The organism is Micromonospora sp. NPDC049275 (assembly GCF_043197115.1).
Classification (GTDB): Bacteria; Actinomycetota; Actinomycetes; order Mycobacteriales; family Micromonosporaceae; genus Micromonospora.
In genome coordinates this window covers 889022-912405 of sequence record NZ_JBICSN010000002.1, presented here as the reverse complement: position 1 = coordinate 912405, position 23384 = coordinate 889022, and the positions used below count along the sequence as shown (strand labels likewise).

Genomic DNA, 23384 nt, shown 5'->3' with positions numbered 1-23384 from the left:
CCGCCAGCCTACGTGCCGGGCAGGGATGCGGCCCGTCGGCCGCGCCGGTCCGCTCGGTCCACCACCGGGCATACGGCGGCGAACCGGACAGCGTGATCCGCCCGACACAATATGGGATCGGGCCCGGACGGCGCTCGGGTTCCGGCAGTACCGCACTAACCTGAACGGGTGCGGACTTCGTTGCTGGATGTGTTGACCGATCGGATCCTCATCGCCGACGGGGCGATGGGCACGATGTTGCAGGCCGCTGACCTCACGCTCGACGACTTCGACGGCCTCGAAGGGTGCAACGAGATCCTCAACGTCACCCGTCCGGACGTGGTGCGGGGGGTGCACGACGCCTACCTGACCGCCGGCGCGGACTGCGTGGAGACCAACACCTTCGGCGCCAACCTCGCCAACCTCGCCGAGTACGACATCCCGCAGCGAATCCGGGAGTTGTCCGAGGCCGGCGCCCGGATCGCCAGGGAGGCCGCCGACGCGGCCAGCACCCCGCAGCGGCCCCGCTTCGTGCTCGGCTCGATCGGCCCGGGCACCAAGCTGCCCACCCTCGGGCACGCCCCCTACGCGACCCTGCGCGACGCGTACCAGGAGAACGCCGCCGGTCTGATCGTCGGTGGCGCGGACGCGTTGATCATCGAGACCTGCCAGGACCTGCTCCAGGTCAAGGCGGCGGTGGTCGGGTCGAAGCGGGCGATGACCGAGCTGGGCCAGTCCGTGCCCATCATCTGCCACGTGGCGGTGGAGACCACCGGCACGATGCTTGTCGGCAGCGAGATCGGAGCGGCCCTCGCCGCCATCGAGCCGCTCGGCGTGGACCTGATCGGGCTCAACTGCTCCACCGGCCCGGCGGAGATGAGCGAGCACCTGCGCTACCTGTCGCAGCACTCCCGCATCCCCCTGTCGGTGATGCCGAACGCCGGCCTGCCGGTGCTGACCGCCGACGGCGCGTACTTCCCGCTGACTCCCGTGGAGCTGGCCGAGGCCCTGGAACGCTTCATCACCGAGTACGGCGTGGGGCTCGTCGGCGGCTGCTGCGGCACCACCCCGGAGCACATCCGGGTGCTGTCCGAGCGGCTGCACGGCGTCACCGCGCCGGGGCGCGAGCCGCGGCACGAGGCGGGTGTCTCGTCGGTCTACCACCCGGTGCCGTTCGCCCAGGACGCGTCGGTGCTGATGGTGGGGGAGCGGACCAACGCCAACGGTTCCAAGGCGTTCCGGGAGGCGATGCTCGCCGGTGACTTCCGCGCCTGCGTGGAGATCGCCCGCAGCCAGGCTCGCGACGGTTCGCACCTGCTCGACCTGTGCGTGGACTACGTCGGCCGCGACGGCACGCAGGACATGCGCGAGCTGGCCGGCCGGTTCGCCACCGCGTCGACGCTGCCGATCATGCTGGACTCCACCGAGCCGAACGTGGTGGAGGCCGGGCTGGAGATGCTCGGCGGCCGGTGCGTGGTCAACTCGGTGAACTTCGAGGACGGCGACGGCCCCGACTCCCGGTACGCGCGGGTGATGCCTGTCGTGCGCGAGCACGGCGCGGCCGTGGTGGCGCTGCTCATCGACGAGGAGGGGCAGGCCCGTACCCAGGAGTGGAAGGTTCGGGTCGCGGCGCGGCTGATCGACGACCTGACCGGCCGGTGGGGCATGGACCGCTCCGACATCCTGATCGACGCGCTGACCTTCCCGATCGCCACCGGTCAGGAGGAGACCCGCCGCGACGGCATCGAGACGATCGAGGCGATCCGCGAGATCGCCCGCCGCTACCCGGGCGTCAACTTCACCCTGGGCATCTCGAACATCTCCTTCGGGCTCAACCCGGCGGCCCGGCAGGTGCTCAACTCGGTGTTCCTGCACGAGTGCGTCCAGGCCGGCCTGACCTCGGCCATCGTGCACGCCAGCAAGATCCTGCCGATGTCGAAGATCCCCGACGAGCAGCGCGAGGTCGCGCTCGACCTGGTCTACGACAGGCGCCGCGAGGGCTACGACCCCGTGCAGCGTTTCCTGGAGCTCTTCGAGGGCGTCGACGTGACGAGCGCGCGGGCCACCCGCGCGCAGGAGTTGGCGGCGCTGCCGCTGGACGAGCGGCTCAAGCGGCGGATCATCGACGGTGAGCGCAACGGCCTGGAGGCCGACCTGGACGAGGCGATGGCCGGCGGCCGGTCCCCGCTGTCGATCATCAACGACATCCTGCTGGACGGCATGAAGGTCGTCGGCGAGCTGTTCGGCTCCGGGCAGATGCAGCTGCCGTTCGTGCTCCAGTCCGCCGAGGTGATGAAGACCGCAGTGGCGTACCTGGAGCCGCACATGGAGACCACCGAGGACGGCGGCAAGGGTCGCATCGTGCTGGCCACCGTGCGCGGCGACGTGCACGACATCGGCAAGAACCTGGTCGACATCATCCTGTCCAACAACGGCTACGAGGTCGTCAACATCGGCATCAAGCAGCCGATCAGCGCCATCCTGGACGCCGCCGAGCAGCACCGCGCCGACGCGATCGGCATGTCCGGGCTGCTGGTCAAGAGCACTGTCATCATGAAGGAGAACCTGGCCGAGATGGCCACGCGCGGCGTCGCGGAGCGCTGGCCCGTGCTGCTGGGTGGGGCGGCGCTCACCCGGGCGTACGTCGAGGACGACCTGCGGTCGATGTTCCCCGGCCAGGTGCACTACGCGCGGGACGCGTTCGAGGGGCTGTCCCTCATGGACAAGGTGATGACCGCCAAGCGTGGCGGGGCGCCGGTCATCGACCCGGAGCGGGAGGCGGCCCTCGCCGCGCGACGGGCCCGCCGGGAACGCCAACGGTCGATGGTGACCGAGTCCCTGCCGGAGCTGCACGACTCGTCGGTCCGCTCCGATGTGGCCGCCGACGTGGCCGTGCCCACCCCGCCGTTCTTCGGCACCCGCGTGGTCAAGGGCGTGCCGATGGCCGACTACGCGGCGCTGCTCGACGAGCGGGCCACCTTCCGAGGGCAGTGGGGGTTGAACGGCGCCCGGGGAGGCAACGGCCCGTCCTACGACGAGTTGGTCGAGACCGAGGGCCGGCCGCGCCTGCGGTACTGGCTGGACCGGCTGATCGCCGACCAGGTCCTTGAGGCAGCCGTGGTGTACGGCTACTTCCCCGCGTACTCCGAAGGCAACGACCTTGTGGTGCTCGACGAGAACGGGCACGCGGAGCGCGCCCGGTTCTCGTTCCCCCGCCAGCGCCAGGAGCGACGGCTGTGCCTGGCCGACTTCTTCAAGCCCAAGGGCGACCAGCTCGATGTGGTCGCGCTGCAACTGGTCACCGTCGGCCAACCCGTCAGCGAGTACGCGGCGAAGCTGTTCGCCCGCAACGAGTACCGCGACTACCTGGAGGTGCACGGGCTGTCCGTGCAGCTCACCGAGGCCCTCGCGGAGTACTGGCACCGGCGCATCCGAGCCGAGCTGACCCTGCCCGACGGGCGTCCGCTGGGTCACGACGACCCGACGGACCTGGCGGGCATCCTGCGCAACGACTACCGGGGCTGCCGGTACGCGTTTGGCTACCCGGCCTGCCCCGACCTGGAGGACCGGGCGAAGATCGTGGAGCTGCTGGGGTCCGAGCGGATCGGCGTGGAGCTGTCCGAGGAGTTCCAGTTGATGCCGGAGCAGGCCACCGACGCCATCGTGGTCCACCACCCGGAGGCGAGCTACTTCAACGCCAAGTGACGGGCGTAGGGTCGCTGAGCCGCAATTACGGTCGTCCCGCGGCCACGGGTAACACGATCAGTCGTCAACGGGTTCCGGGCCGTCATTAGTGACCTGGCCCTCGCTGAACGCCGTGTAGATGCTGTTCGAGGTCACCGAGGGTGTCGTAGAACTCGGCCTTTGGCCAAGGCGGTGTTTCGGCTGCACCTCTCCAGGTGAGGTGGATGAGTGCGCAGCGCCCGGCTGGGAGTTCGACGACGATGTCGTCCGAGACCTCGGACTTGGCGATGACCTTGGTGGGTTGGTCGTGGAGAGGATGGCCCGCAGCCAGCTCGGTGAGGAGTTCGGCTTGCAGGGTCTGCTGTAGTTGGCGTTCGGCGGGGCCGCCTTGGCGTAGGTCCCACCATGGGTCGCTGAAGACGGGTTGCTCATCCACGGCCTCATCCTCGCTCAGTTCGTGGGGATAAGGGTTTGACGGTCGACAGTGACGCAGGGCCGCCCCGTCGGGCAGGATTCCGGCGGGTGTAGAACGGAAGCGTGGAGATCGCGCAGCTCAGCCAGGCGTTGGATGACATCTTCGACGGCGCTGTCGTGCATCACGGGTACACCGACTACATCCGCGATTACGAAGTCATCGTCTACGTCACCGCAGACCCGCGTTCCGGCATCCCACCGGTCCATCTTCGTTACCTCTTCAAGTACTGCGTCTCCGCCGAGGTGCGGACGGTAGTGGGTCCCGACATCTGGCGTCGTTCGCTCGACGACCGGCTGACGGACCGCGAGGTCGGTCCGGACCTGGACGGCTTCGTTTGGGCGGTGCGCTGGCAGTCGCTTTACCCAGGTGCCGAGGTGGTGGCCGACTCCGAGCGTGGGCGGTCCTGGGCTGACAGGATCGGCATCCCCTTTCATGAGGTTCGCTTCGAGATGAACGCCCACGTCCTCACTCTCGTCTTCAGCGACCTTGAGGTGACGGAGGTGGGGGAGGGCTACACGCCCTTCATCGTCACCGAGGACTGACACCAAGGTCCCCTCAACTCGGGATGCGACGAGGCGTTCTGGCGCGCGAAGTCGTCAAGGTGGGCTTGACGCGGTAGGTGTGGCGGTTCGCTCACCGGGGCGGGTCGGTGTGAACGAACTCGGCGTCCAGCAGATCGGCGGCTTCCTCGACGGTGGCCACGAACTTGTCCGGTGGAATTCTGGCCACGAAGACCTTGCCCAGGTCATCCGGGAAGGGATGGGTTCGCCGCCAGAACGCGAAGACGATCATCAGGTCGTCGTCCAGGTAGGCGTACTTGGAGACGTTGTCGACGATCTCACCCCACTGCATGAACCAGAACTGCTCCCGGAACTCCGTGTCGTCCGCGTGGAGCAGCCGGAAGATCTCCTCCGGTGTGCGGTCCGGGAAGGGACAGGGCCTGACGTCGCGTCGGCGCACCTGCGCCGCGCTCGACCGCATGGCGTTGATGAAGAACGGGAGGAAGGCGTAGTTGTCGTCGGTGGTCAGCCTCTTGCCAGCCGCCCACAGGTCGACGACCCGCAGTTGGTACGGCTCGATCTCGCCGATCTCCACGGCGAACGTAGCGAGGCCACCGAAGCGTCGTGTCGGCCCCGTCACTCGTACCGGTACTTCAGCGAGTCCGCCTCGGCCTGCTCGATGTCGGCGATCGTCAGGTTCGGCATCCGTAGCTGGGCCAGCGTCACCTCGGCCGAGGTGGGCTGGGCGTCCGCCGGCAGCCACCGCTGCGGGTCCCAGACACCGGTGCGCAGGAGCGACTTGGGGCAGTGCGGGTAGACCTCATCAATGCCCACCACCAGCGCACTGGCCGGTGGCTTGCCCACGGCGGTCAGCTGCGACAGCAGGTCGGGGCGGGTGGAGACGCAGGCCCGGCCGTTCACCCTGAGTGTCGTGGTGCGCCCCGGAATGAGGAACAGCAGCCCGGCACGCCCGGTGGCGATGACGTTCTGCAGGGTGTCCAGGCGCTTGTTGCCTGTCGCGTCCGGTATCGCCACCGTCCGCGCGTCCAGGACGGCGACGAATCCGGCGGGGCCGCCGCGCGGGGAGACGTCGCAGTTGCCCTCGGCGTCCACGCTGGCGACCAGGACCAGCGACGAGCAGCCGATCAACCGTCGGGTCTGCTCGGTGAGTTCGGTCATCTGCTTCCGCACGGCCGCCTCGCTGGGGAGCTCGTAGGCCCGGCGTAGCGTTTCCTGGTCGGGCACGGCGTCGAGGCGCAGCGAGTCGAACGCGGTGGTGGCAGGGGCTGGTGTCATGCCGCCGACCCTAATGGGGCGCACAGCAGCCGTGGGGGGACCACGATGGCCGCGGTTCAGACCGTCCCGGACGTTCCGGCATCGCGGCCGACCCAGGTGGCGACGCACACCTCGTTGCCCTCGGCGTCGGCCAGCACCCACCACATCGGCGCGTACGCGTCGGATACCAACCGGCCGCCGGCGGCCAGGGCGGCGGCGATGCGCGCCTCGGCCTGGTCGTGCGGGACGGCGACATCGAGATGCATGCGGTTGCGGTGCGAGCGCGGTAGGTCCATCTGCTGCAACCCGAAGCCGGGGCCGCGGCGCGACGGGTCGTAGAGGTAGTCGTCGCCGATCGGGGAGTAGCCGAGTACCGCACGCCAGAACGGCAGCACGTCCGCGCCGACGAGCGCGTCGAGCGTGACGTTGATGACCTGTACGGCGGTCGGGTCGGCGGAGAGCCCTCGATTCCGGGCGGCCGCCGAGATCCGCCGGGCCAGCCCGGCATCGCGCCGGGACAGGGACACCGTGACACCGGCGTTGCGCAGGTCGATGGTCAGAATCCGCTGCTCGGCCTCGTCGGCGAGCCTGCCGATCTCATCGACGAGAGCGATGCCGTCCGTCAGCGAGCGAGTGGGGAAGTGGGCGGAGACGAGGTGGTACAGGGAGCGCCAGTCCTCGACACCCTCGGCGGCGTGAAACTCCCTGGCCGTGATCTGCCGAGTCATGCCGGCGAACCTAACATCGCACGCCCCGACCGGAGTCCGGACGCCCACTGCCGGGACGTGGAACCTGTCCTGGTTGCTCCTGGGACGGCGTCGGCCGGCTCGCGGCCCTAGGTTCCGCTGGCGACGAGCGCGGCCTCCGCTGACTCTGGGCGCGTTCGCTCGCCCCATCGGACGACCGCTGGCACGGCGAGCCCTACGGCGACGAAGATGCCGCCCATCAGCAGCCAGCCGGGAGCCCCCCAGGCGATGCAGAGCAGGCCCAGTATGGAAGGGGCGGCGACGTTGGCCAGGCCCGTGCCGAGCCCGGATACTCCCGTGTACTGCCCCTGCGCGTGCGCGGGGGCGAGTCGGAACTGCAGCTCGAGTGACCCCGCCGCGTGCCACAACTCGCCGACGGTGTGCGCGGCGACCCCCAGCGTTATCACCGTGACGGCGAGCCATCCGGGCATCGTCGACGTGGCGGCGATCAGGGCCATCCCGACCAGGAACGCTACGCCGGAGCGGCGCATCGCCCGACCCGCCGCTGGACTGGTGTCGATCCCCCGGCTCGCTCTGACCTGAAGCGCCGCCACGAGGGCGGTGTTGACCAGCACGGCCACCCCGACGAACCAGCGCGGAGCATGCGTCTGCGAGATGATCCACACCGGCAGCGCGAAGACCAGTACCTGGCCCTGAATTCCCAGGATGGCGTCGAGCACGGTGACGGCCAGGAAGGTCTTGTCCCTCAGTGCAATCCAGCGCCCGGTCATCCGGGGGACTGGAACAGGCGGCAGCGAGGGCAGCCGGGTGATGATGGCGGCGCATGCCACGAAGCTGATGGCGTTGCCGACGACCAGGGCGAGGTAGGCCGCTCGGGTGTCCAGTTGCACCGCAGCGCCGGCGGCGAGGGCGCCGCAACATCCGGCGAGGTTGGCGACCGAACGCAGATAGGCCCGGTACCGGGCCAGGTGCGTGCCCGCGAAGCCACGCACCAGCGGACCGCGAGACGCCCCGCCGGCCGAGTGGGCGAGCTGGGTCAGACAAACCAGGACGACGAAGAGCCAGAACGTGTGCACGAATGCCAGAGCGGCCATGGTGGCGGCTCGAACGATCAGCGTCAGCAGGTAGATCTCGCGCGGCCCCCGCCGATCGGCGAGATGCCCCACCGGGACTCCGGCGAGCATTCCGACCAGCGCTGCTATGCCCATGCCCAGGGCGACCTGCGCAAGGGGCAGCCCGACGGACCGGGTGAAGAAGAGCACGGCACTGGCCATGAAGATGCCACTTCCGAGCATGTTGACGAAGGTCGCGAAGGCCAGCACGCGCCGAGGGCCGCTCGCGGGAATGAGTCCTCGGGCAACCAGCCATGAGCTGTTGGACGGCGGCGGGGTGGGAATGGGCGATGTCGCTGCCTGCACGTGACGAACCTTCCGTCGGGGATCGTGGACTCGTGGCAGGGCTGCAACCTGCCCGAGAGCTGCTACTCGAGGCTGGTCAACCGCTAGCTCACCCAGTGCTTGACCGACCGGAGCGGCGAGAAGTGGAAGGCCGCCGTGCCGCTGTGGTCCAGCCGGGTGTCCAGGCACCCGCAGCAATCACGTTCGTGGGCATTGGGCGAACGTAGCCACCGCCGCTGACCTGCGCAGTCGGTTGTCCGCCCGATACCGATCGCGCACAATCGCTGTTAGGTTATCTATCGTGGGAAGCGCTCCGCCGGCAGCGCGATGACGGCTCTCGCGCGGTAGTCAGGTGGGCTCGTAGGATCTGCTGATGATCGAGCCTGCGCCGGTGACCCGGTCGTCGTTGCGTCGCATTTCGCCGATCGCGGCGCCGATGCCGTTGGCGGTGCTTCCGGCCCGGACCTGGTCCGACGAGCAGTGGAAACGGATCACGCTCGGTTACCGGGCTCGCGACATGGACGAGAAGTGGAACGTGTTCGTTGAGGACGAGGTCGCGTTCCTGCATCGCAGCTGGACCGGCAACGGAATCTACGAAGCGTCCTTCTCGCCCGTACCCGGCGATGGCTGGCGCATCTCCACCGTGGTGGTGGAGTCCGATCCGTCGCGTTACCGCCGCCGCTCGGACCAGTACGACAGCCTGCTGGTCGATTTGGTGCTCAGCGGAATCGTGCTCGGTGAGCCCGTCGTTGATCTACGCGCCGAGCTGGTGGCGCTGACAACGCAGGGGTCTGGACGCACCGATCTGCCCGCAGGCGTCATCGAACACAGCGCGCTCGGGCTGAGGTCATCCCAATAGCCAACGCTTTGTGTCGAGAACGCGTCGGTGGCTCCGTCTCAGGGGAGGATGCGACCACGGCGGCCGCAGCAGAGCGAGGAGATCCCGCATGGCGATCCAACGGATGGACAACGTCCTCATCGTGGTGAACGACCTTGACGCGGTCATCGCGTTCTTCGTCGAACTCGGCATGGAGTTGGAGGGCAGGGGGCCGGTCGAGGGACGGTGGGTGGAGCGTGTCATCGGCCTCGACGACGTCCGCCAGGAGGTCGCGATGCTGCGGACCCCGGACGGTCACGGCAAGGTCGAGCTGGCGATGTTCCACACGCCGAAGGCGATCAGCCACGAACCGGAGAACGCGCCGACGAACACCCTCGGGATTCGCCGCATCATGTTCGCCGTCGACGACATCGAGGACGTCATCGCCCGGCTGCGCGCCCACGGGGCCGAACTCGTCGGGGAGGTGGAGCGGTACGAGGATATCTTCCTGCTCTGCTACCTGCGCGGCCCGGAGGGCATCATCGTCGGACTGGCCCAGCAGCTCACCTGAGTGTCAGGCCCCGATGTCGGCGACCATCGTGTCCGCGTCCGTGAACGACTCGACCGTGCGGAATCCCTCGGAGGCGTAGAGGCGGGCGGCGGCGTTGGCCCGCTCGACGCTCAGCGACACGGTACGGATGCCGCGTTCCCGTGCGGCGTCCAGGACGGCGCGCAGCAGCGACCGGCCCACACCCCGACCCCGCCAGGCGTCCACCACGCCGATCGTCAGCTCCGGCACGTCGTCACTGACGTACCCGTAGCCGGGATCTTCGGCGCTCAGGTAGCGGAACCAGGCCGCGCCGACCGGCCGACCGGCCGGGTCCACCGCGACCACGCCGACGTCGTCCCGCCGCATCCACCCCGCCACGTAGTGGGCCAGCGCGGGATCGGCCAGGATCCGCTCGCGAGACCAGGTGCGCTCGGGCAGCCAGTTCACGGCCTCGACGAGCATGTCCACCAGGAAGTCGGCGTCGGCCGGGGTGGCCGCGCGGATGACGAAGTCGGTCACCGCGCCAGCCTCGCACACGCGAGCGGATGCGAGAGGCGGCCGGCGCCACCACAATGGGCGCCGGAGGTGATCGAGGATGGTCGACCAGGAGAGCGTGCCCAAGCTGTGCCAGGTGGTGCTCGACTGCACCGACGCCCGTTCGCTGGCGGAGTTCTACCGGCAGCTGCTGGGTCTGGTCTACCGGCCCGGCGACGAGCCGCCAGCGCCGGGGCAGGACGATCAGCGCGGGCGCGACTGGTTGGTGCTCAGGACTCCCGAGGGCGCGTCCCAGATGGCGTTTCAGCAGGTGGATCACCTGCCGGAGACGACCTGGCCGGACAACTCGGTGCCCCAGCAACTGCACCTGGACCTGACCGTGGAATCGGTCGAGGAGCTGCTCGTCCAGCACGAGCGGGTCCTGCGCCTCGGTGGTCGGTTGCGCTACGACCGTATCGACGACCCCGACGAGCCACTGCGGGTGTACGCCGACCTGGCCGGCCACCCCTTCTGTGTGTTCGTCGGCTGAGCGGCATCGCCTGCGCGGTGTCGAGCGCCGGGCGCAGCGAGCCCGGCAAGCGCTGTCATGTACCGGCGATACCGCCCCCGGCTCACAGCGGTGGCGACGCCCGGCGTCCACGACCTGCTCGCCAGCAGGCGGGAACGTGCCGCTGAGAGCGAACATGCGGCACGCCGGAGCGCGCGGTCCCTACGATGTCCGAAGAGGCGGCCGCTGTGAACGGGGATGACCATGCCGGAACCGCGCGCTTTCTGGGTCGACGAGCACTTCGACCGGGAGCACGACGTCGACGGCCGCGGCCGGTACGAGGCCGAGGTGCTGAGGCGGATCGACGAGTTCGCCAGCAGTTGGGACGACATCGCGCCGGTGAGCTTCGCGGCGACCGCGTGGCGCATCGCCTGTGAGCTGGAACCGGGCTACGTCCGCTGGCACCGGCGGGTCCTGTCGGCGTCCTGCACGCGCAGCCCGTGGGACGGGGGCATGGTCTGCGCGGTGACGGTGATCTCGCGCTGGCCGGCGGAGCTGACCTGGACGAAGCAGTGGCAACGCGACAGGGGTTGGCAAGACTGGCCGCAGATGTTCGGGCAGTACACGACCCCGTCGGAGCAGGACGTGACGCGCCGTCCGCACCTGCGGGCGCTGCTTCAGGTGGAGGCGCCGGTTCCGCTCGGTGAGCTGCCGCCGGCGCCCGCCGGGCCGCAGGATCAGGTGGCGTCCGCAGCGCGCAGGGCTGTCACGGTGCTGACCCGGGAACTCAACGACCTGCTCGCCCCGATGATCGGCCAGCTCGAGGCCGGGGTGCCGGCCGACTCCTGAAAGCCGCCGGGCCGCCGGCAGCGACGCCGCCGACTCCTGAAACCCGCCGGCAGGGGAGTCCGGGGCGACGGCAGGCCGCCCCGGACTCCACAGGTCACGCGGTCCGGTAGGCCCGCAGCACCGTCTGCGTCACCGTGTTGCCGGCGGTGTCGGTGGCCGTCACGCGCAGCGACACGAAACCGGCCCGTCGTGGGTGAGCGATGAGCGCTACGCCGCGCACCACCGGCAGCGCGATCCATGTCCTGCCGTCGTCGAACGACGCGGAGACGCCGAGCTTCCGGTTGGGCGCGGCCGACGAGCCGGCCTGCCGGTCCAGGCCGACCGGGATCGCCATGATCCGGCCCGCCCGCGCGGTGTTGGTGTCATCGAGAATCGGCATCGGCCGAGCCGTCGTCAGGGGCAGCCGCTGCGGCGACGACGTGTGCGCCGAGGTGAACGTCCAGGCCACCGACACCGACGTCGACAGGGTGTCCGGGGCGCCGCGCTTCGCGGTGGCCTCCAGCCGGTAGTCGGCCTTGCCGGCGGGCACCGTGAACTCCGCCCACGGGCTGTCCGACGTGCCGATCCGCGTGCCGTTGCGGAACAGTCGGACCTCTACCGGCAGGTCGTCGCGGGTGGCGGGGCGGCCGGTCGCGTCACCGAACAGCGGCAGCCCAGCGACCGAGATGGTGTCGCCGTCGCGGCCCGCGTACCCCAGGGGGTTCAGGGTTGGCGCCTGGGCCACCGACGGGCCGAACGGGGCCGCGTTCCAGGTCTGGGTGTACGCCCGTCCCGGTTGGAAGGTGGACTCCTGGGTGGTGGAGTTGTCGCCCTCGACGAACGTGGAGGTCCAGGTGAGTCCGCCGTCGGTGTTGTAGTACTCGGTGCCGTGAAACGGCAGGTCGATGGGCGTGTTCGACCCGATCGGGCCGGCTCCGCCGGCCGCCGCCGCGCGGTGGAACCGGACGGCCGTCGCCGTGGTGGACTGGCGGCGGTAGGTCGCGGTGACGGTGGCGAGGTTCTTCGGCGTCAGCTTGGTGGACAGTCCGGTGAACATGTCGCCCTTGCGGACGTAGGCGAGGTCGTACGTGTAGGGGCTGTTGCGGAAGGTCCCGTCCCGGCCGGGGCGGGCGAGCCCGACGCCGAGCGTCGCGGCGAACTCGGGCGCGGCGACGGCAGGCCCGATCCGGCCGAAGAACACGTCCCCGAACGACACCCCGCTGAGCTGCACACCCGGGTAGCGGAAGCCGTCGTCCCAGTTGGCGCTCACGTTGATCGCGGTGGGCGCGGCGTCGCGTTGCGGCACGGTCAGGGCGACGGGCTTGGCGGTACGGGCGTCGACGGCCTCGGTGACCGGGCCGTGGACGTCCAGAACCGGCTGCACGAGCAGCGTCGAGGCGTCGCCCTCGTGGATGGTGCTGTAGAGCCCGTAGCGGCCCACGGGCAGCCGCAGGGTGCCGCCGCCCGGCTCGGAGGTGAGGGTGCTGAACTCCCCGGTGGCGAGGTTCGCCGCGACTGTCGTGTACTCGGTGGCCGGCTTGCCGTCCCGGCCGGTGTGGGGGAGCGCGACGTCGTAGCTCTCGATCTCGCGGTTGAGGGCGAACGGCGTGCGTACCCGCAGGTCACCGGCGCCGGTCGCGACCACCGCGCCCTGGTAGACGCCGTCGGCGGCGTCCACGCGGGTGTCCACGGTGATCGTGGCCTCGGCCCGGCCGCCGGCCGGCACGACAAGCGTGGCCGGGCTGACGGTGAGCATGCCGGCCGGCGCGGGGGCGACGGTCAGCGACAGGGTGACCGGCGCGGCGCCGGTGTTGCGGTAGCCGACGACCCGGGTGACGGGGGTGTCGTCGGCGTGCGGCCAGCGCTGGACCGGGAAGTCGATGGCGGCCACGTCGGCGGCGACCGGCTGGGTGACCGCGCGGGCGATGTCGACCCGGCCGGCGCCCTGCTCGTAGAGGGTGTCCGCGCCGGTCGGCTTGGCCGAGTCCATCAACGCGGCCTTGAGCTGCGCTCCGGTCCAGTCCGGGTGCTGGCCGGCGAGGATCGCGGCGCTGCCCGCCACGTGCGGGGTGGCCATCGACGTGCCCGCCATGGTGGCGTAGTCGCCGCCGGGGGCGGCCGCGACGATGTCGACGCCCGGCGCGCTGATCTCGGGCTTGATGTGGTTGTCGCCGACGCGCGGGCCTCGGCTGGAGAAGTACGCCCGTTGGTCGTCGGCGTCGACGGCCGCGACGGCGAGCGCGTCGTCGGCGGACGCCGGCGAGGACACGGACTTCGGCTTGCCCTCGTTGCCGGCGGCGACCACGAACAGCGTGCCGTACTGGCGGCTGAGGTCCTGCACCGCCGTCTCCAGGGGGTCGAGTCCTGGCGCGTCGTCGCCGCCCACGCTCAGGTTGACCACCCGGGTCTGCGGGGCGAGCCACTGCATGCCGGTGATGATGTCCGAGTCCTGGCACTCGGTGGTGGCGCAGACCTTGCCGACGAGCAGCTTCGCGCCCGGCGCGACGCCCCGGTACCGACCGCCGGAGGCGGCCCCACTGCCCATGATCGTCGACGCCACGTGGGTGCCGTGGCCGACCGCGTCGGCGGGGTCGTCGCCGCCGGTGAAGTCGCGGACCTCGGTGAGGTGCCCGGCGAAGTCGGGATGGGCGGCGTCGATGCCGGTGTCCAGCACGCCGACGGTGACGCCGGTGCCGTCGAAGCCGGCCTGCCAGGCCGTCGGGGCGCCGATCTGCGGGACGCTGCGGTCCAGCGTCACCCGCCGCTTGCCGTCGAGCCAGATGGCGCTGACCCCGTCGGTGAGCGTGCGCGCCATCGACGTGCCCCGGGTGAGCGACGACCACAGCGTCACCCGGTCGTCGCGGCCCGCCCGCACCGCGAGGGCGTGGGCGGCGGGCAGGTCGGCTCGCACGCGCCCGTCGCCCCCGACGGTCGCGGTCCGCGCCGCCGCCGGGTTCTTTCCGGGGTACGTGACAAGCAGCGGCAGGTCGGCCGCCCGGTCGTCGTAGCCGAACCCGGCCAGCGTGGTGAGGTCGAACAGCCGTCGGTCGAGCCGCCCGTCGCGCAGCAGCGGCAGAGCGTCCACCGGGACGACGAACTGGTGGCCGCCCTCCCGGCTGGTCACGAAGCGCATCGTCGTCCGCCCCGGCCCCCGCTCGATCGCCGGGCGGCCGGCCCCGTCGACGGACACCCGGTCGCCGGTGATCAGCGTGAAGGTGCCGGGCGTGCCGGAGACGGTGGCCGCCGGCCGCACCTGGGCGCTCGCCGGGTTGGCCGCCAGGCCGGCCGCGACAAGTGCTGTCGCGAGCACCCCGGCCGTCAGGGCGCGTCGTTGACGTCGTCGCACATCGTCCTCTCCGCCACGGGTGTCTCCCGGGACGGCACGATGACGCCTGGGCTCGCCACCCGGTTGATCTTTGCTGGTGTGACCGTGATCACAAACAGGCCGGGCGGGCGCCGGTCGGGTCGGCGCGGCGAGTTCCATGCGCGGTGACCCGGGGGACGAGGCTTCGAAAGGCGCAGGTCGGATGCGTGACGCTGAGGAGTTCGACGCCCTCTACGCCGCCTGCGCGGGGCGGATCGTGGGTCACGTCTACGCGCTGACCGGCAACCGCAGCGAGGCCGAGGACGCCGTCGCGGAGGCGTTCATGCGGGCCTGGCAGCGCTGGCACACCGTCCGGGAGGCGGACAGCCCGGAGGCGTGGGTCCGCGCCGTCGCCTCCCGGGCGGCGGTGAGCAGTTGGCGCAAGACGTTCAACCGGATCCGCGCCCACCACCGGGCCGCCGTCGACCAGAGCGTGCCCGGCCTCAGCGAGGACCACGTCGCGCTGATCCAGGCGTTGCAACGCCTCAGCGCCAACGAGCGCCGCGCCGTCGTGCTGCACCACCTGAACGACCTCAGCGTCGCCGAGGTGGCGGCCGAGATGCGGGCCCCCGTCGGGACCGTCAAGACCTACCTCGCCCGTGGTCGCCGGGCGATGGCCGGGCTGCTGACCGAGGTGAACCAGGAGGGGACCTCCCATGCCTGATCCGCACGACGACCTGCGGGCGATCGTCGACGAGGTCCGACGCGTCACGACCCTGCCCTCCGCAGGGACGCTGCGCGGGCGCAGCGACCGGCGGCGTCGACGCCGGACGGCGGTCACCGGCGTGGGCCTGGCCGTGCTGGTCGCGGCCGTCGGCACCACCGTGCTGCGGGTACGCGCCGACGTCCCGACACCGACCGTGGGCCCGGCGGGCGTGACGCAGCCATCCGTGGTCCCGTCGTCGCTCTCCCCGAGCCAGACCTCCCCGGCGGGGTCGCAGGACATCCTCGGCGGTCGCCGGCAGGTACGGATCACGGTGCCGGGCCTGGACGGGGCGGCGTTGGCGAGCGGCCCCGACGACGACCGGGTGCGGGCCACCGCCGGGGCGGGCGTCGACGAACGGGCGCTGTGGGTCCTGCGGCCCGCGGGGAAGGCGTTCCGGATCGTGGCGGCCACCCCGGCCGGGGCCGGCCAGGTCTGCATGACAGTCGTGCACGACGCCGCGCCGGGCAGCGTCCGTGCCCACCCCTGTGACCCGACCGCGGCGACGCAGCTCTTCACCATCGACCGGGTCGCCGACGGCAGCTACTCGATCCTGCAGGGCAGGCGCTACGTGCAGGTCGTCGACGGCACGTTCGCCCTCGTCCCCGACCTGCCGGAGGCCCTGACCACCACCTACGAGTTCGAGGACCGAGGCGCGTCGGGCTCCTGACCGCCGCCGGCCGGCAGGTGGTGCGACACCGCTGCGTGATCGGCTCTGCAGGCTCGGGCTCAGGAGACCAGGGTGCCGCCGTCGATGGTCACCACCGTGCCGGTGGCGTAGGTCGCCCGCAGCAGGTAGACGAACGCCTCGGCGACCTCCTCCGGCTCGCCCACCCGGCCGAGCGGCAGCGACTCGCTGAGCTGGGCGTACATCTGCTCTCGGGCCTCCTCGGCCAGCGAGTCCCACAGCGGCGAGCGGATCACGCCCGCCGAGACGGCATTGACCCGGATCGGGGCGAGTTCGACGGCGAGCGCGCGGACCAGGGCGTCGATCGCCCCGGTGATGCTGGACGCCACCGACCAGCCGGCGCTCGGCCGGTGGTTGGCGGTGCCGGTGGTGAGGGTGATCGACCCACCGGGCCGCAGGTACGGCAGTGCCGCGTTGACCGCGGACAGGGCGCCGAAGTACCGCAGGTCGAAGGCGGTACGAGCGGTGGCGAGGTCGAGGGCGTCGACGGACATCAGCGCGAGCGGCTCACCGGCGGTGTAGACGAGGTGGTCGAACGGGCCGAGGCCCTGGAACAGTCGGGCCACGTCGCCGGGGTCGGTCAGGTCGGCCACGTGCCCCTGGGCGCCGGCCGGCAGGGTAGCCAGGGCGCGGTCCACGCTGCGCTGGTTGCGGGAGGCGACCACGACCTGGGCGCCCTCGCGGGCGGCCCGGGTGGCCGTGGCCAGCCCGATTCCCGAGGTCCCGCCGAGTACGACGACACGCTTGTCGCTGAGGTTCATGATCGTGTCCTTCCGGATCTGTGGTGGAGACGGTTCCCACCATGCGCCGGTTGCCACGCCCTCGTCCAAGACCTCTTTCACCTACTGTGATACCCAACGGGTATCATGGATACGGCCCGATGGCGGGACCGGACGGGGGACCGGATGGATGTCGATCTGCGCAAGCTGCGCTACTTCGTGGCGGTCGCCGAGGAACTGCACTTCGGGCGGGCCGCCGCGCGGCTGCACATCGCCCAACCGGTCCTGTCGCGCCAGATCCGGGTCTTCGAGCAGGAGTTGCGCGCCGAGCTCTTCGTCCGGGACCGTCGCTCCACCGTGCTGACCGAGGCAGGCCGTCAACTGTTGACCGACGCTCGTTCGCTGCTCGCCTCGGCCGAGGCACTGCATCGGCGGGTGCAACGGGCCGCGCACGGCAGGTCGACGTTCACCATCGCGTTCATGCCCGGCATCATCGTCACCGCCGAGGCTCGCGCGATCGCCGAGCGGCACCCCGACCTGTCCGTCGATGTCGTCCGCACCTCCGTGACCGACCAGGCCGACGTGGTACGCGAGGGGCGCGCCGACGTCAGCTACGTCCGGCTTCCGATCGACCAGCGCGGCCTGAGCCTGCGCCCCCTGTTCACCGAACCCCGGGTCGTGGTCCTGCCTCGGGAGCATCGCCTGGCCGGCAAGGAGTCGGTCGAGCTTGCCGAGCTGGTCGGGGAACGGCTTCTCCAGGACCCGGACGTGGTGCCCGAGTGGCGGGACCTGCCGAACCGTCCGAGCGACAGCGATCCCCGTCCCCGGCCCGTGCTGTCGTCCGTCGAGGAGAAGCTGGAACACGTCGCCGCGTACGCGGGAATGGTGATCCTGCCGCTGTCGATCGCGACGTTCTACACCAGACCGGATGTCGCCCACGTGCCCGTCGGCGACCTCGGGCACAACCAGGTGTGCCTGGCGTGGGCCGAGGACAATCGCTCGCCGCTGGTGCAGGAGTTCGTCGACATCGCCGCGCGGCAGGCCCGGGCGGCCGACCGCACGTCCCCCAGTGGAGACGGCCGCTGACTACGCTCGGGGCATGTTCCGTGCGGCTCGGCCCGATGACTTCGCGCAGATCATCCGCCTCTATCGGCAACTGAACCCGGACGATCCGGTGCTGGACAACGGCGCCGACGAGGCGGCCTTCCACCGGATCCTGGGGGCACCGGGGCTGCATCTCTTCGTCCTCGAAGCCGACGGGGTCGTCGTCGCCACGACGTACCTCAACGTGATCCCCAACCTGAGCCGGTCGGCGTCGCCGTACGCCGTCATCGAGAACGTCGTCGTCGAGGAAGCACGGCGCGGCGCCGGTCTGGGCCGGCAGATCATGGCCGGGACGCTCCAGGCGGCGTGGGATGCCGGCTGCTACAAGGCGATGCTGATGACCGGTTCGCGCGACGCGGCGACCCACGCCTTCTACCGCGCCTGCGGGTTCTCGGCCGACGTCAAGACCGCGTACCTCGCGCGCCCGCCGGCAGCCTAGGCGGGAAAGGTCTCGCGCAGCGCGGAGTCCAGCGACCGGCCGGTCGTCGGCTCGACGAACAGTTCGGCGAGCAGCAGGTCCGCGAGGTGGGTGGGGTTGATGCCCGACTCCTTGCCCCCGAGGCCCTGCAACCCGCCGCCGAGTCGGAGGGCGGCCTTCGCCGCGCCGGCCGGCAGTCGGGTGACCCGGCGGCGTCGGCCGACCGCCTCGGCGATGCGGCCGAGCATGTCGCGCCACGTGAGGTTCTCGTCGGCGACCGGGATGTCCGCGCCACTGGCCTGCTCCAGAGCGTCCGCCGTGACCTCGGCGACGCTGCGCGCCGAGGCCGCGGCGCTCCCGCCGGTCGGGGCCACCAGAGGGGTACGGGAGCGAGCCCACCGGTCCAGCGGCCCGGCCCAGTTCGGCAGCCGGTCGCCGGAACGACCGAAGACGAAGGGCAGTTCGAGGACGGCGATCGGCAGATCCGGGCCGGCCGCCGCGCGTCCCTCCCGGGCCTGCTCGACCCGGCACCTGATGTACGTGTGCCGCTCGGCGAGCCGCCACTGCGGATGCCGCCTGTCGAAGTAGGTGTAGTACGAGCCCATGACGGCACCGCGGGTGAGGCCCTCCAGGCGGGCAGCGGTGAACAGGCGCACCACCGGCTCCACGTTGTCGCGGCGGAACTGCGGATAGATCGGCTTGGGCAGCGGCCGCTGCTCGTCGGTGCGGGTGGCGTACACGACGCCGTCGTGGGCGGCGAGCAACGGCCGCAGCTCCTCGATCGGGGCGGACCCCACATCGAGCAGGTGGTCGACCCCCGGCTGGGCGGTGCGCGCCACAGTGGTGGTGGCATGGCCGCGCTCGCGCAGCACGTCCACGACATGAGCGCCGATCAGACCACTGCCACCCACCACGAGAATCCGCACGATGCATCGTCCAGTCTGGACCCCGGTGCGTGTCAAGCCATGGCGCCGGTCACTGCTTGTTCTTCGCGACGTTGTAGATGTCCAGGACGTCGTCGTCGAAGTAGGGGCCGTACATGTTGCCGGAGTACTTGTACGACATCACCGAGTTGACGTACCCGAACCGGAGGGTGTTGTCCCAGGCGCGCAGGAACGGGCCTCCGCTGGAGCCGTGGTTGAGCGGGCAGTCCTTCAGCTTGACCCGCTGCGTCCCGGCGGCTTTGATGCCGCCCTGGGCGTAGTACTGCGACTGACCGTCGTAGGGGGCCTCGCCGGGGTAGCCGAGCAGCAGCGCTGTGAGCGTCTTGGACTTGTTGACGCTGAGCCCCTGCCCGCCGGTGACGTGCACGAGCCGGTCGCCGTTGCGGGGGTGCATGGTGACGAACGCGAAGTCCCACCAGAGGTAACCCCAGTCGACCCAACCCTCGACCGACGTGAACTCCTTGGCGAACCAGAGGCCGTGCAGCGCCACACCGTCGGTGAACTCCGGGGCGTACGCCCAGTTGTCGAACCAGACGGACCCGCCGTCACCGGGATGGACGCAGTGCCCGGCGGTGGACACCATGTTGGCCTGCGGGTTGTTGATGGTCCCGCCGGAGCAGAAGAAGTCCTCGTCGTTGTGGGTGAAGAAGACGCGCCCGACACCGGGTGAGGCGTTCACCGACTGGGTCCCCTGGCTGGGGCCCCGCGCGGCCGCGCTCAGCCCGGCCGCCGGGGAGCGTGGGGGCGCCGGCGTCGCCACGTCTCGTGCGGCGCCGATGCGGCCGGGTCGGTCGGCGGCCTCCCCGTCGAAGGTGTCGACCCCGTCCGGCATGGGCGCGGGGCGTGCCGCGCGCATGCGCTCGGGCGTCCAGTAGGCACTGCCCGCCGACGCCGCGGTGTCCGCGTCGGTCAACACCCGCCCGTGGATGGTGGCACGCGCCTCGGCCACGGTCGCCGAGGCGCTCGGCGCGTCCGCCGCCGCCGCAACCGCTCGGGCCGGCGTCGCTCCGACGGCGAGCGTGGCCACCAGCATGATGCCCACCGCGACGAATCCGAGTTTCCTGCGCACGGGACCCCCTGAGGTTGGCGGTCGGAGTCACTACGCTCCGACGTCGCACCGCCAACGCTAGGGTCGACCGGGCGATCCACAGTGGTCCTGTCGGCTACGTTCGGTGACGGTTGCCTGACTGCGAAACGGGCTCCGCCGTGTCTGAGGATCCTTCACCAATGCGTGTCGGAGCGGGCCACAAAGGAACCGGGGCGGGCGGTTTGCACCGCCCGCCCCGAACTCCCGCCGTTTCACGGCCCGGCCGCCGACCAGGCCGGGTAGCGCCGTCTAGCTGCTGGTCAGGACGAACCTTTCCCAGGATCCGACCGACGTGCGGTTGGCGATCAACGCGCCCGCCCCGGCGTTCTCGGCGGCCACGATCTGGTTGTTGGCAAGCGCCCGCAGCGCGACCGTCCCGTCCGAATTGTTGATGATCTGGAAGGTCTCCCACGGGCCGATCGTCGTACGGTTCGCGATCAACGGGCTGGTGCCCGTGTTGTCAGCACAGACGTACATCCCGTTGGCGCGCGAGCGCAGGGCGATGTTGCCGTTGCCGGCGTCCACCCGGTCGTACTGCTCGGTCGTCGAGACGCTGGCCTTGTTGGCGATCAGCGGGTTGGTGCCGACGGCCGACACGTACTGGTTGTTGACCTGCGCCCGCAGCGTGATCCCCCCGGTGGGTGGGGTGGTCGTGCCGGTGGTGAAGGTGAACGCGTCCAGGTCGAACAGGTTGCCCGAGCCGCCCTTGAACACGAGGTACAGCGTGGTCGAGGCGGTCGGCGGGTTGCTGATGGCGGTGGAGACGTCGACGAAGGTCTCCCAGTTACCGGTCACCGGCACCGTGGCGGTGCCGAGCAGGGTGCCGGTGGCGGACCCGGTACGGACCTCGATGGTGCCGCCGGCGCCGGCCGAGGAGACCCGGGCGGTGAACCGGGTCGCGTTGGCCAGGTTGTACGGCTGGTACGAGATCCAGTCGTTGTTCTCGATGAACCCGGCCGTCCGGCCACCCTCGGCGTTGGTGTGGTCGGTCGCCTGGACACCGGACTGGGCGGTGAAGTGCTCACCCTGGCGGTGCTTCGGCTGGAGGGTCTTGATGCTGTGCGTGGTGAGCCCACCGTTGTCGGTGTAGGCGGCGTCGAAGACCCCGTAGATGTTGGCCGCGGAGTCGTGCTCCCCGTCGGTCGGGACGGCGATGGAGCCACTGCACCCGTTCTTCGAGGTGATCTGGTGCGCGTGGCTGTCGTGGCCCAGCGCGTAGGTCAGGCTCACCTTGGAGCAGTCGATCGTGCCGTCCTGCGGGTCGCTCACGCTGATCTGGTACGACACCGTGTCACCGAAGCTGAACAGCTGCCCGTCGACGGGCGAGGTCAGCGTCACCGTCGGCGCGGTGTTGCCCACGGTGATGACCAGGCTCGCCGTGCCGGACAGGCCGGTCGGGTCGGTGACCTTCAGGGTGGGGGAGAACGTGCCGTTGGTGGTGTACGTCTTCGTCGGGTTGGCCGCCGTCGACGTGGTGCCGTCGCCGAACGTCCACAGGTAGCTCAGCGCCCCACCCTCCGGGTCGGAGCTGCCGGCCGAGGAGAAGGTGACGGTCAGCGGGTTCGACCCCGAGGTCGGGTTGGCCGAGGCGACCGCGATCGGGTTGCGGTTGCCGCCGCCGATGTACTCGATGCGGAAGAGCGCCTGGTTGTTCGAGCCGGTACCGTAGTCCAGCACGTAGAGCGCGCCGTCCGGGCCGAAGGCCATGTCCATGACCTGCGTGCCGCTCCACGGGAAGCTGGAGATCTCCCCGCGCGAGCCGTCGGAATTGATCTTGATCGGCTTGATCCACCGGCGGCCGTACTCGCCGGCGAAGAACTGGCCGTCCAGCGACTGCGGGAACTTGATGCTGGAGTTGAGCGAGGCGTTGTACCGGTACACCGGCCCGGCCATGGGCGACTCGGAGCCGCTGCCGAACTCCGACGGCGAACCGGAGTCGCCGGCGTACTTGATCCAGGCCGGCTTCGCCGCGGGCAGCGTACCGAGGCCGGTGTTGCGGAACGAGTTGTTGGTGGGCCCGCCGGTGCAGTTGTACTTCGACTGCGACGGCCCGGACGGGAAGGTGTATTCGTTGTATGTTTCCGTGCTGCTGTTGCTGCCGGTGCAGTACGGCCAGCCGAAGTTGCCCGGTGCCGTGATGCGGTTGAACTCGACCTGGCCGGAGGGGCCACGGCTGGAGTTCGTGGACCCGGAGTCGGGGCCGTAGTCGCCGACGTAGACGACGCCTGTCGCCTTGTCGACGCTCATCCGGAACGGGTTGCGCAGACCCATCGCGTAGATCTCCGGACGGGTGTTGGCCGTGCCGGGCGCGAACAGGTTGCCGGACGGAATCGTGTACGTGCCGTCCGTCTGCGGCTTGATGCGCAGCACCTTGCCCCGCAGGTCGTTCGTGTTGCCCGCCGAGCGCTGGGCGTCGAACTGCGGGTTGCGGTTGGTCCGCTCGTCCAGCGGCGCGTACCCGGAGGACTCGAACGGGTTGGTGTCGTCGCCGGTGGTCAGGTAAAGGTTGCCGGCGCTGTCGAAGTCCAGGTCACCGCCGACGTGGCAGCACTGCCCACGGTCGTTGTTGACCTGGAGCACGACCTTCTCGCTGCTCAGGTTCACCGTGTCGTCGCTGTTGAGGGTGAAGCGGGACAGGTTGAGGTGCCCCTTCCACCGGTCCCAGTCCGACTGCGAGCCCGTGGTCGGCGCATCCCCGGACGGGGTGCTCAACGTGGGCGAGTAGTACAGGTAGATCCACCGGTTGGTGGCGAAGTTGGGGTCGACGGCGACGCCCTGCAACCCCTCCTCGTCGTGCGTGTAGACGGACAGGGTGGCGGAGACCTTGGTGTTGCCCGCCACGTCGGTGACCCGCAGCACGCCGTTGCGGGCGGTGTGCAGCACCGAGCGGTTGGGCAGGACGGCCAGGGACATGGCCTCACCCAGCTCTGCCGAGCCGGTGGCGAGTTTGACCTGCTGATAGTCGGAGGCCGGGATGACCGCCGCCTGAGCGGTGGAGGGCGCGGCCACGGCCAGGGCCACACTCGCTGCGGTGGTGACCGCGGCGACGAGTGCCCGGGACCAGCGCCGGGGGTTCGAAAGCATGATCGTCCTTTCTCGACGACCAGGGCCGGGCGTGCGGGGGCGCACCACGGCCAGGTGGGGGTGGTGAGGAGCGCGTCGA

The 23384-nt window shown here is 70.6% G+C and carries 21 protein-coding genes; 10 read left to right on the top strand and 11 right to left on the bottom strand.

The features are described 5' to 3' along the window. Positions 1 to 168 precede the first annotated feature (168 nt). The gene (gene metH, locus ACGFIE_RS09665) at positions 169 to 3684 is read left to right on the top strand and encodes a methionine synthase (protein WP_393292886.1); all 3516 of its coding nucleotides are present in this window, start codon (positions 169 to 171) and stop codon (positions 3682 to 3684) included. 85 nt (positions 3685 to 3769) lie between these two features. On the opposite strand, the gene ACGFIE_RS09660 is transcribed toward metH, so the two are convergent. Further along, positions 3770 to 4099 carry a hypothetical protein gene (locus ACGFIE_RS09660; RefSeq protein ID WP_393292884.1) on the bottom strand — a complete coding sequence of 110 codons (330 nt, stop codon included), beginning with the start codon at positions 4097 to 4099 and terminating at the stop codon, positions 3770 to 3772. A gap of 101 nt (positions 4100 to 4200) precedes the next feature. On the opposite strand from ACGFIE_RS09660, the gene ACGFIE_RS09655 reads away from it, so the two are divergent. Next, complete coding sequence (locus ACGFIE_RS09655; protein WP_393292882.1) at positions 4201 to 4680, top strand: hypothetical protein; 480 nt, start codon at positions 4201 to 4203, stop codon at positions 4678 to 4680. A 91-nt stretch (positions 4681 to 4771) separates the two neighbouring features. Here the strand turns inward: ACGFIE_RS09655 and ACGFIE_RS09650 are convergent, their stop codons facing one another. From ACGFIE_RS09650 to ACGFIE_RS09635, 4 genes are all read right to left on the bottom strand, one after another. Then, the gene (locus tag ACGFIE_RS09650; protein WP_393292881.1) at positions 4772 to 5278 is read right to left on the bottom strand and encodes a hypothetical protein; all 507 of its coding nucleotides are present in this window, start codon (positions 5276 to 5278) and stop codon (positions 4772 to 4774) included. After that, a complete protein-coding gene (locus ACGFIE_RS09645) occupies positions 5275 to 5934 on the bottom strand; it encodes an MSMEG_1061 family FMN-dependent PPOX-type flavoprotein (protein ID WP_393292879.1) in 660 nt (219 codons plus the stop codon). Before ACGFIE_RS09645 ends, ACGFIE_RS09650 begins: the two co-directional genes overlap by 4 nt. A 56-nt stretch (positions 5935 to 5990) precedes the next feature. Continuing rightward, entirely contained in the window at positions 5991 to 6641 is a 651-nt protein-coding gene (locus tag ACGFIE_RS09640; protein WP_393292876.1) for a VOC family protein, read from the bottom strand. A 107-nt stretch (positions 6642 to 6748) separates the two neighbouring features. Further along, positions 6749 to 8038: an MFS transporter gene (locus tag ACGFIE_RS09635; RefSeq protein WP_393292874.1), complete on the bottom strand. Its 1290-nt coding sequence runs from the start codon at positions 8036 to 8038 to the stop codon at positions 6749 to 6751. 352 nt (positions 8039 to 8390) lie between these two features. On the opposite strand from ACGFIE_RS09635, the gene ACGFIE_RS09630 reads away from it, so the two are divergent. Further along, positions 8391 to 8876, top strand: coding sequence for a hypothetical protein (locus ACGFIE_RS09630; protein ID WP_393292871.1), 486 nt, complete (start codon positions 8391 to 8393; stop codon positions 8874 to 8876). Positions 8877 to 8964: 88 nt separating this feature from the next. Further along, on the top strand, positions 8965 to 9405 hold the full coding sequence (locus ACGFIE_RS09625) for a VOC family protein (RefSeq protein ID WP_393292869.1): 441 nt from the start codon (positions 8965 to 8967) through the stop codon (positions 9403 to 9405). 3 nt (positions 9406 to 9408) lie between these two features. Here ACGFIE_RS09625 and ACGFIE_RS09620 read toward each other — a convergent pair whose 3' ends face one another. After that, positions 9409 to 9903: a GNAT family N-acetyltransferase gene (locus ACGFIE_RS09620; RefSeq protein ID WP_393292867.1), complete on the bottom strand. Its 495-nt coding sequence runs from the start codon at positions 9901 to 9903 to the stop codon at positions 9409 to 9411. 76 nt (positions 9904 to 9979) lie between these two features. Between ACGFIE_RS09620 and ACGFIE_RS09615 the strand changes: the two genes are divergently transcribed. Together ACGFIE_RS09615 and ACGFIE_RS09610 are read left to right on the top strand one after the other, a co-directional pair. Continuing rightward, on the top strand, positions 9980 to 10408 hold the full coding sequence (locus ACGFIE_RS09615; protein ID WP_393292865.1) for a VOC family protein: 429 nt from the start codon (positions 9980 to 9982) through the stop codon (positions 10406 to 10408). A 222-nt stretch (positions 10409 to 10630) separates the two neighbouring features. Then, entirely contained in the window at positions 10631 to 11215 is a 585-nt protein-coding gene (locus tag ACGFIE_RS09610; protein ID WP_393292863.1) for a hypothetical protein, read from the top strand. 94 nt (positions 11216 to 11309) lie between these two features. Here the strand turns inward: ACGFIE_RS09610 and ACGFIE_RS09605 are convergent, their stop codons facing one another. Beyond that, complete coding sequence (locus tag ACGFIE_RS09605; RefSeq protein ID WP_393292861.1) at positions 11310 to 14540, bottom strand: S8 family serine peptidase; 3231 nt, start codon at positions 14538 to 14540, stop codon at positions 11310 to 11312. 181 nt (positions 14541 to 14721) lie between these two features. Here ACGFIE_RS09605 and ACGFIE_RS09600 point away from each other — a divergent pair, with 181 nt between their 5' ends. Beyond that, positions 14722 to 15222 carry a SigE family RNA polymerase sigma factor gene (locus ACGFIE_RS09600; RefSeq protein ID WP_358100990.1) on the top strand — a complete coding sequence of 167 codons (501 nt, stop codon included), beginning with the start codon at positions 14722 to 14724 and terminating at the stop codon, positions 15220 to 15222. After that, entirely contained in the window at positions 15215 to 15931 is a 717-nt protein-coding gene (locus ACGFIE_RS09595) for a hypothetical protein (protein WP_393292859.1), read from the top strand. The genes ACGFIE_RS09600 and ACGFIE_RS09595 overlap by 8 nt, the downstream gene beginning before the upstream one ends. A 59-nt stretch (positions 15932 to 15990) precedes the next feature. On the opposite strand, the gene ACGFIE_RS09590 is transcribed toward ACGFIE_RS09595, so the two are convergent. Beyond that, complete coding sequence (locus tag ACGFIE_RS09590; protein WP_393292858.1) at positions 15991 to 16710, bottom strand: SDR family oxidoreductase; 720 nt, start codon at positions 16708 to 16710, stop codon at positions 15991 to 15993. Between the two features lie 144 nt (positions 16711 to 16854). Here ACGFIE_RS09590 and ACGFIE_RS09585 point away from each other — a divergent pair, with 144 nt between their 5' ends. Further along, on the top strand, positions 16855 to 17754 hold the full coding sequence (locus tag ACGFIE_RS09585) for a LysR family transcriptional regulator (protein ID WP_393292856.1): 900 nt from the start codon (positions 16855 to 16857) through the stop codon (positions 17752 to 17754). 13 nt (positions 17755 to 17767) lie between these two features. Next, complete coding sequence (locus ACGFIE_RS09580) at positions 17768 to 18211, top strand: GNAT family N-acetyltransferase (protein WP_393292854.1); 444 nt, start codon at positions 17768 to 17770, stop codon at positions 18209 to 18211. Here ACGFIE_RS09580 and ACGFIE_RS09575 read toward each other — a convergent pair. From ACGFIE_RS09575 to ACGFIE_RS09565, 3 genes are all read right to left on the bottom strand, one after another. After that, positions 18208 to 19116 carry an NAD-dependent epimerase/dehydratase family protein gene (locus ACGFIE_RS09575; protein ID WP_393292852.1) on the bottom strand — a complete coding sequence of 303 codons (909 nt, stop codon included), beginning with the start codon at positions 19114 to 19116 and terminating at the stop codon, positions 18208 to 18210. The genes ACGFIE_RS09580 and ACGFIE_RS09575 overlap by 4 nt on opposite strands. 49 nt (positions 19117 to 19165) lie before the next feature. Further along, positions 19166 to 20203: a trypsin-like serine peptidase gene (locus ACGFIE_RS09570; RefSeq protein ID WP_393292850.1), complete on the bottom strand. Its 1038-nt coding sequence runs from the start codon at positions 20201 to 20203 to the stop codon at positions 19166 to 19168. Positions 20204 to 20470: 267 nt separating this feature from the next. Next, the gene (locus ACGFIE_RS09565) at positions 20471 to 23305 is read right to left on the bottom strand and encodes a PQQ-dependent sugar dehydrogenase (protein WP_393292848.1); all 2835 of its coding nucleotides are present in this window, start codon (positions 23303 to 23305) and stop codon (positions 20471 to 20473) included. Positions 23306 to 23384: the final 79 nt, after the last annotated feature.

Excerpts from the sequence above, each read along its gene's own strand:
- ACGFIE_RS09645 (WP_393292879.1), bottom strand. The coding sequence starts at position 5,934 with ATGACACCAGCCCCTGCCACCACCGCGTTCGACTCGCTGCGCCTCGAC.
- ACGFIE_RS09640 (WP_393292876.1), bottom strand. The coding sequence starts at position 6,641 with ATGACTCGGCAGATCACGGCCAGGGAGTTTCACGCCGCCGAGGGTGTC.
- ACGFIE_RS09630 (WP_393292871.1), top strand. The coding sequence starts at position 8,391 with ATGATCGAGCCTGCGCCGGTGACCCGGTCGTCGTTGCGTCGCATTTCG.
- ACGFIE_RS09625 (WP_393292869.1), top strand. The coding sequence starts at position 8,965 with ATGGCGATCCAACGGATGGACAACGTCCTCATCGTGGTGAACGACCTT.
- ACGFIE_RS09615 (WP_393292865.1), top strand. The coding sequence starts at position 9,980 with ATGGTCGACCAGGAGAGCGTGCCCAAGCTGTGCCAGGTGGTGCTCGAC.
- ACGFIE_RS09610 (WP_393292863.1), top strand. The coding sequence starts at position 10,631 with ATGCCGGAACCGCGCGCTTTCTGGGTCGACGAGCACTTCGACCGGGAG.
- ACGFIE_RS09600 (WP_358100990.1), top strand. The coding sequence starts at position 14,722 with ATGCGTGACGCTGAGGAGTTCGACGCCCTCTACGCCGCCTGCGCGGGG.
- ACGFIE_RS09595 (WP_393292859.1), top strand. The coding sequence starts at position 15,215 with ATGCCTGATCCGCACGACGACCTGCGGGCGATCGTCGACGAGGTCCGA.
- ACGFIE_RS09590 (WP_393292858.1), bottom strand. The coding sequence starts at position 16,710 with ATGAACCTCAGCGACAAGCGTGTCGTCGTACTCGGCGGGACCTCGGGA.
- ACGFIE_RS09585 (WP_393292856.1), top strand. The coding sequence starts at position 16,855 with ATGGATGTCGATCTGCGCAAGCTGCGCTACTTCGTGGCGGTCGCCGAG.
- ACGFIE_RS09580 (WP_393292854.1), top strand. The coding sequence starts at position 17,768 with ATGTTCCGTGCGGCTCGGCCCGATGACTTCGCGCAGATCATCCGCCTC.
- ACGFIE_RS09565 (WP_393292848.1), bottom strand. The coding sequence starts at position 23,305 with ATGCTTTCGAACCCCCGGCGCTGGTCCCGGGCACTCGTCGCCGCGGTC.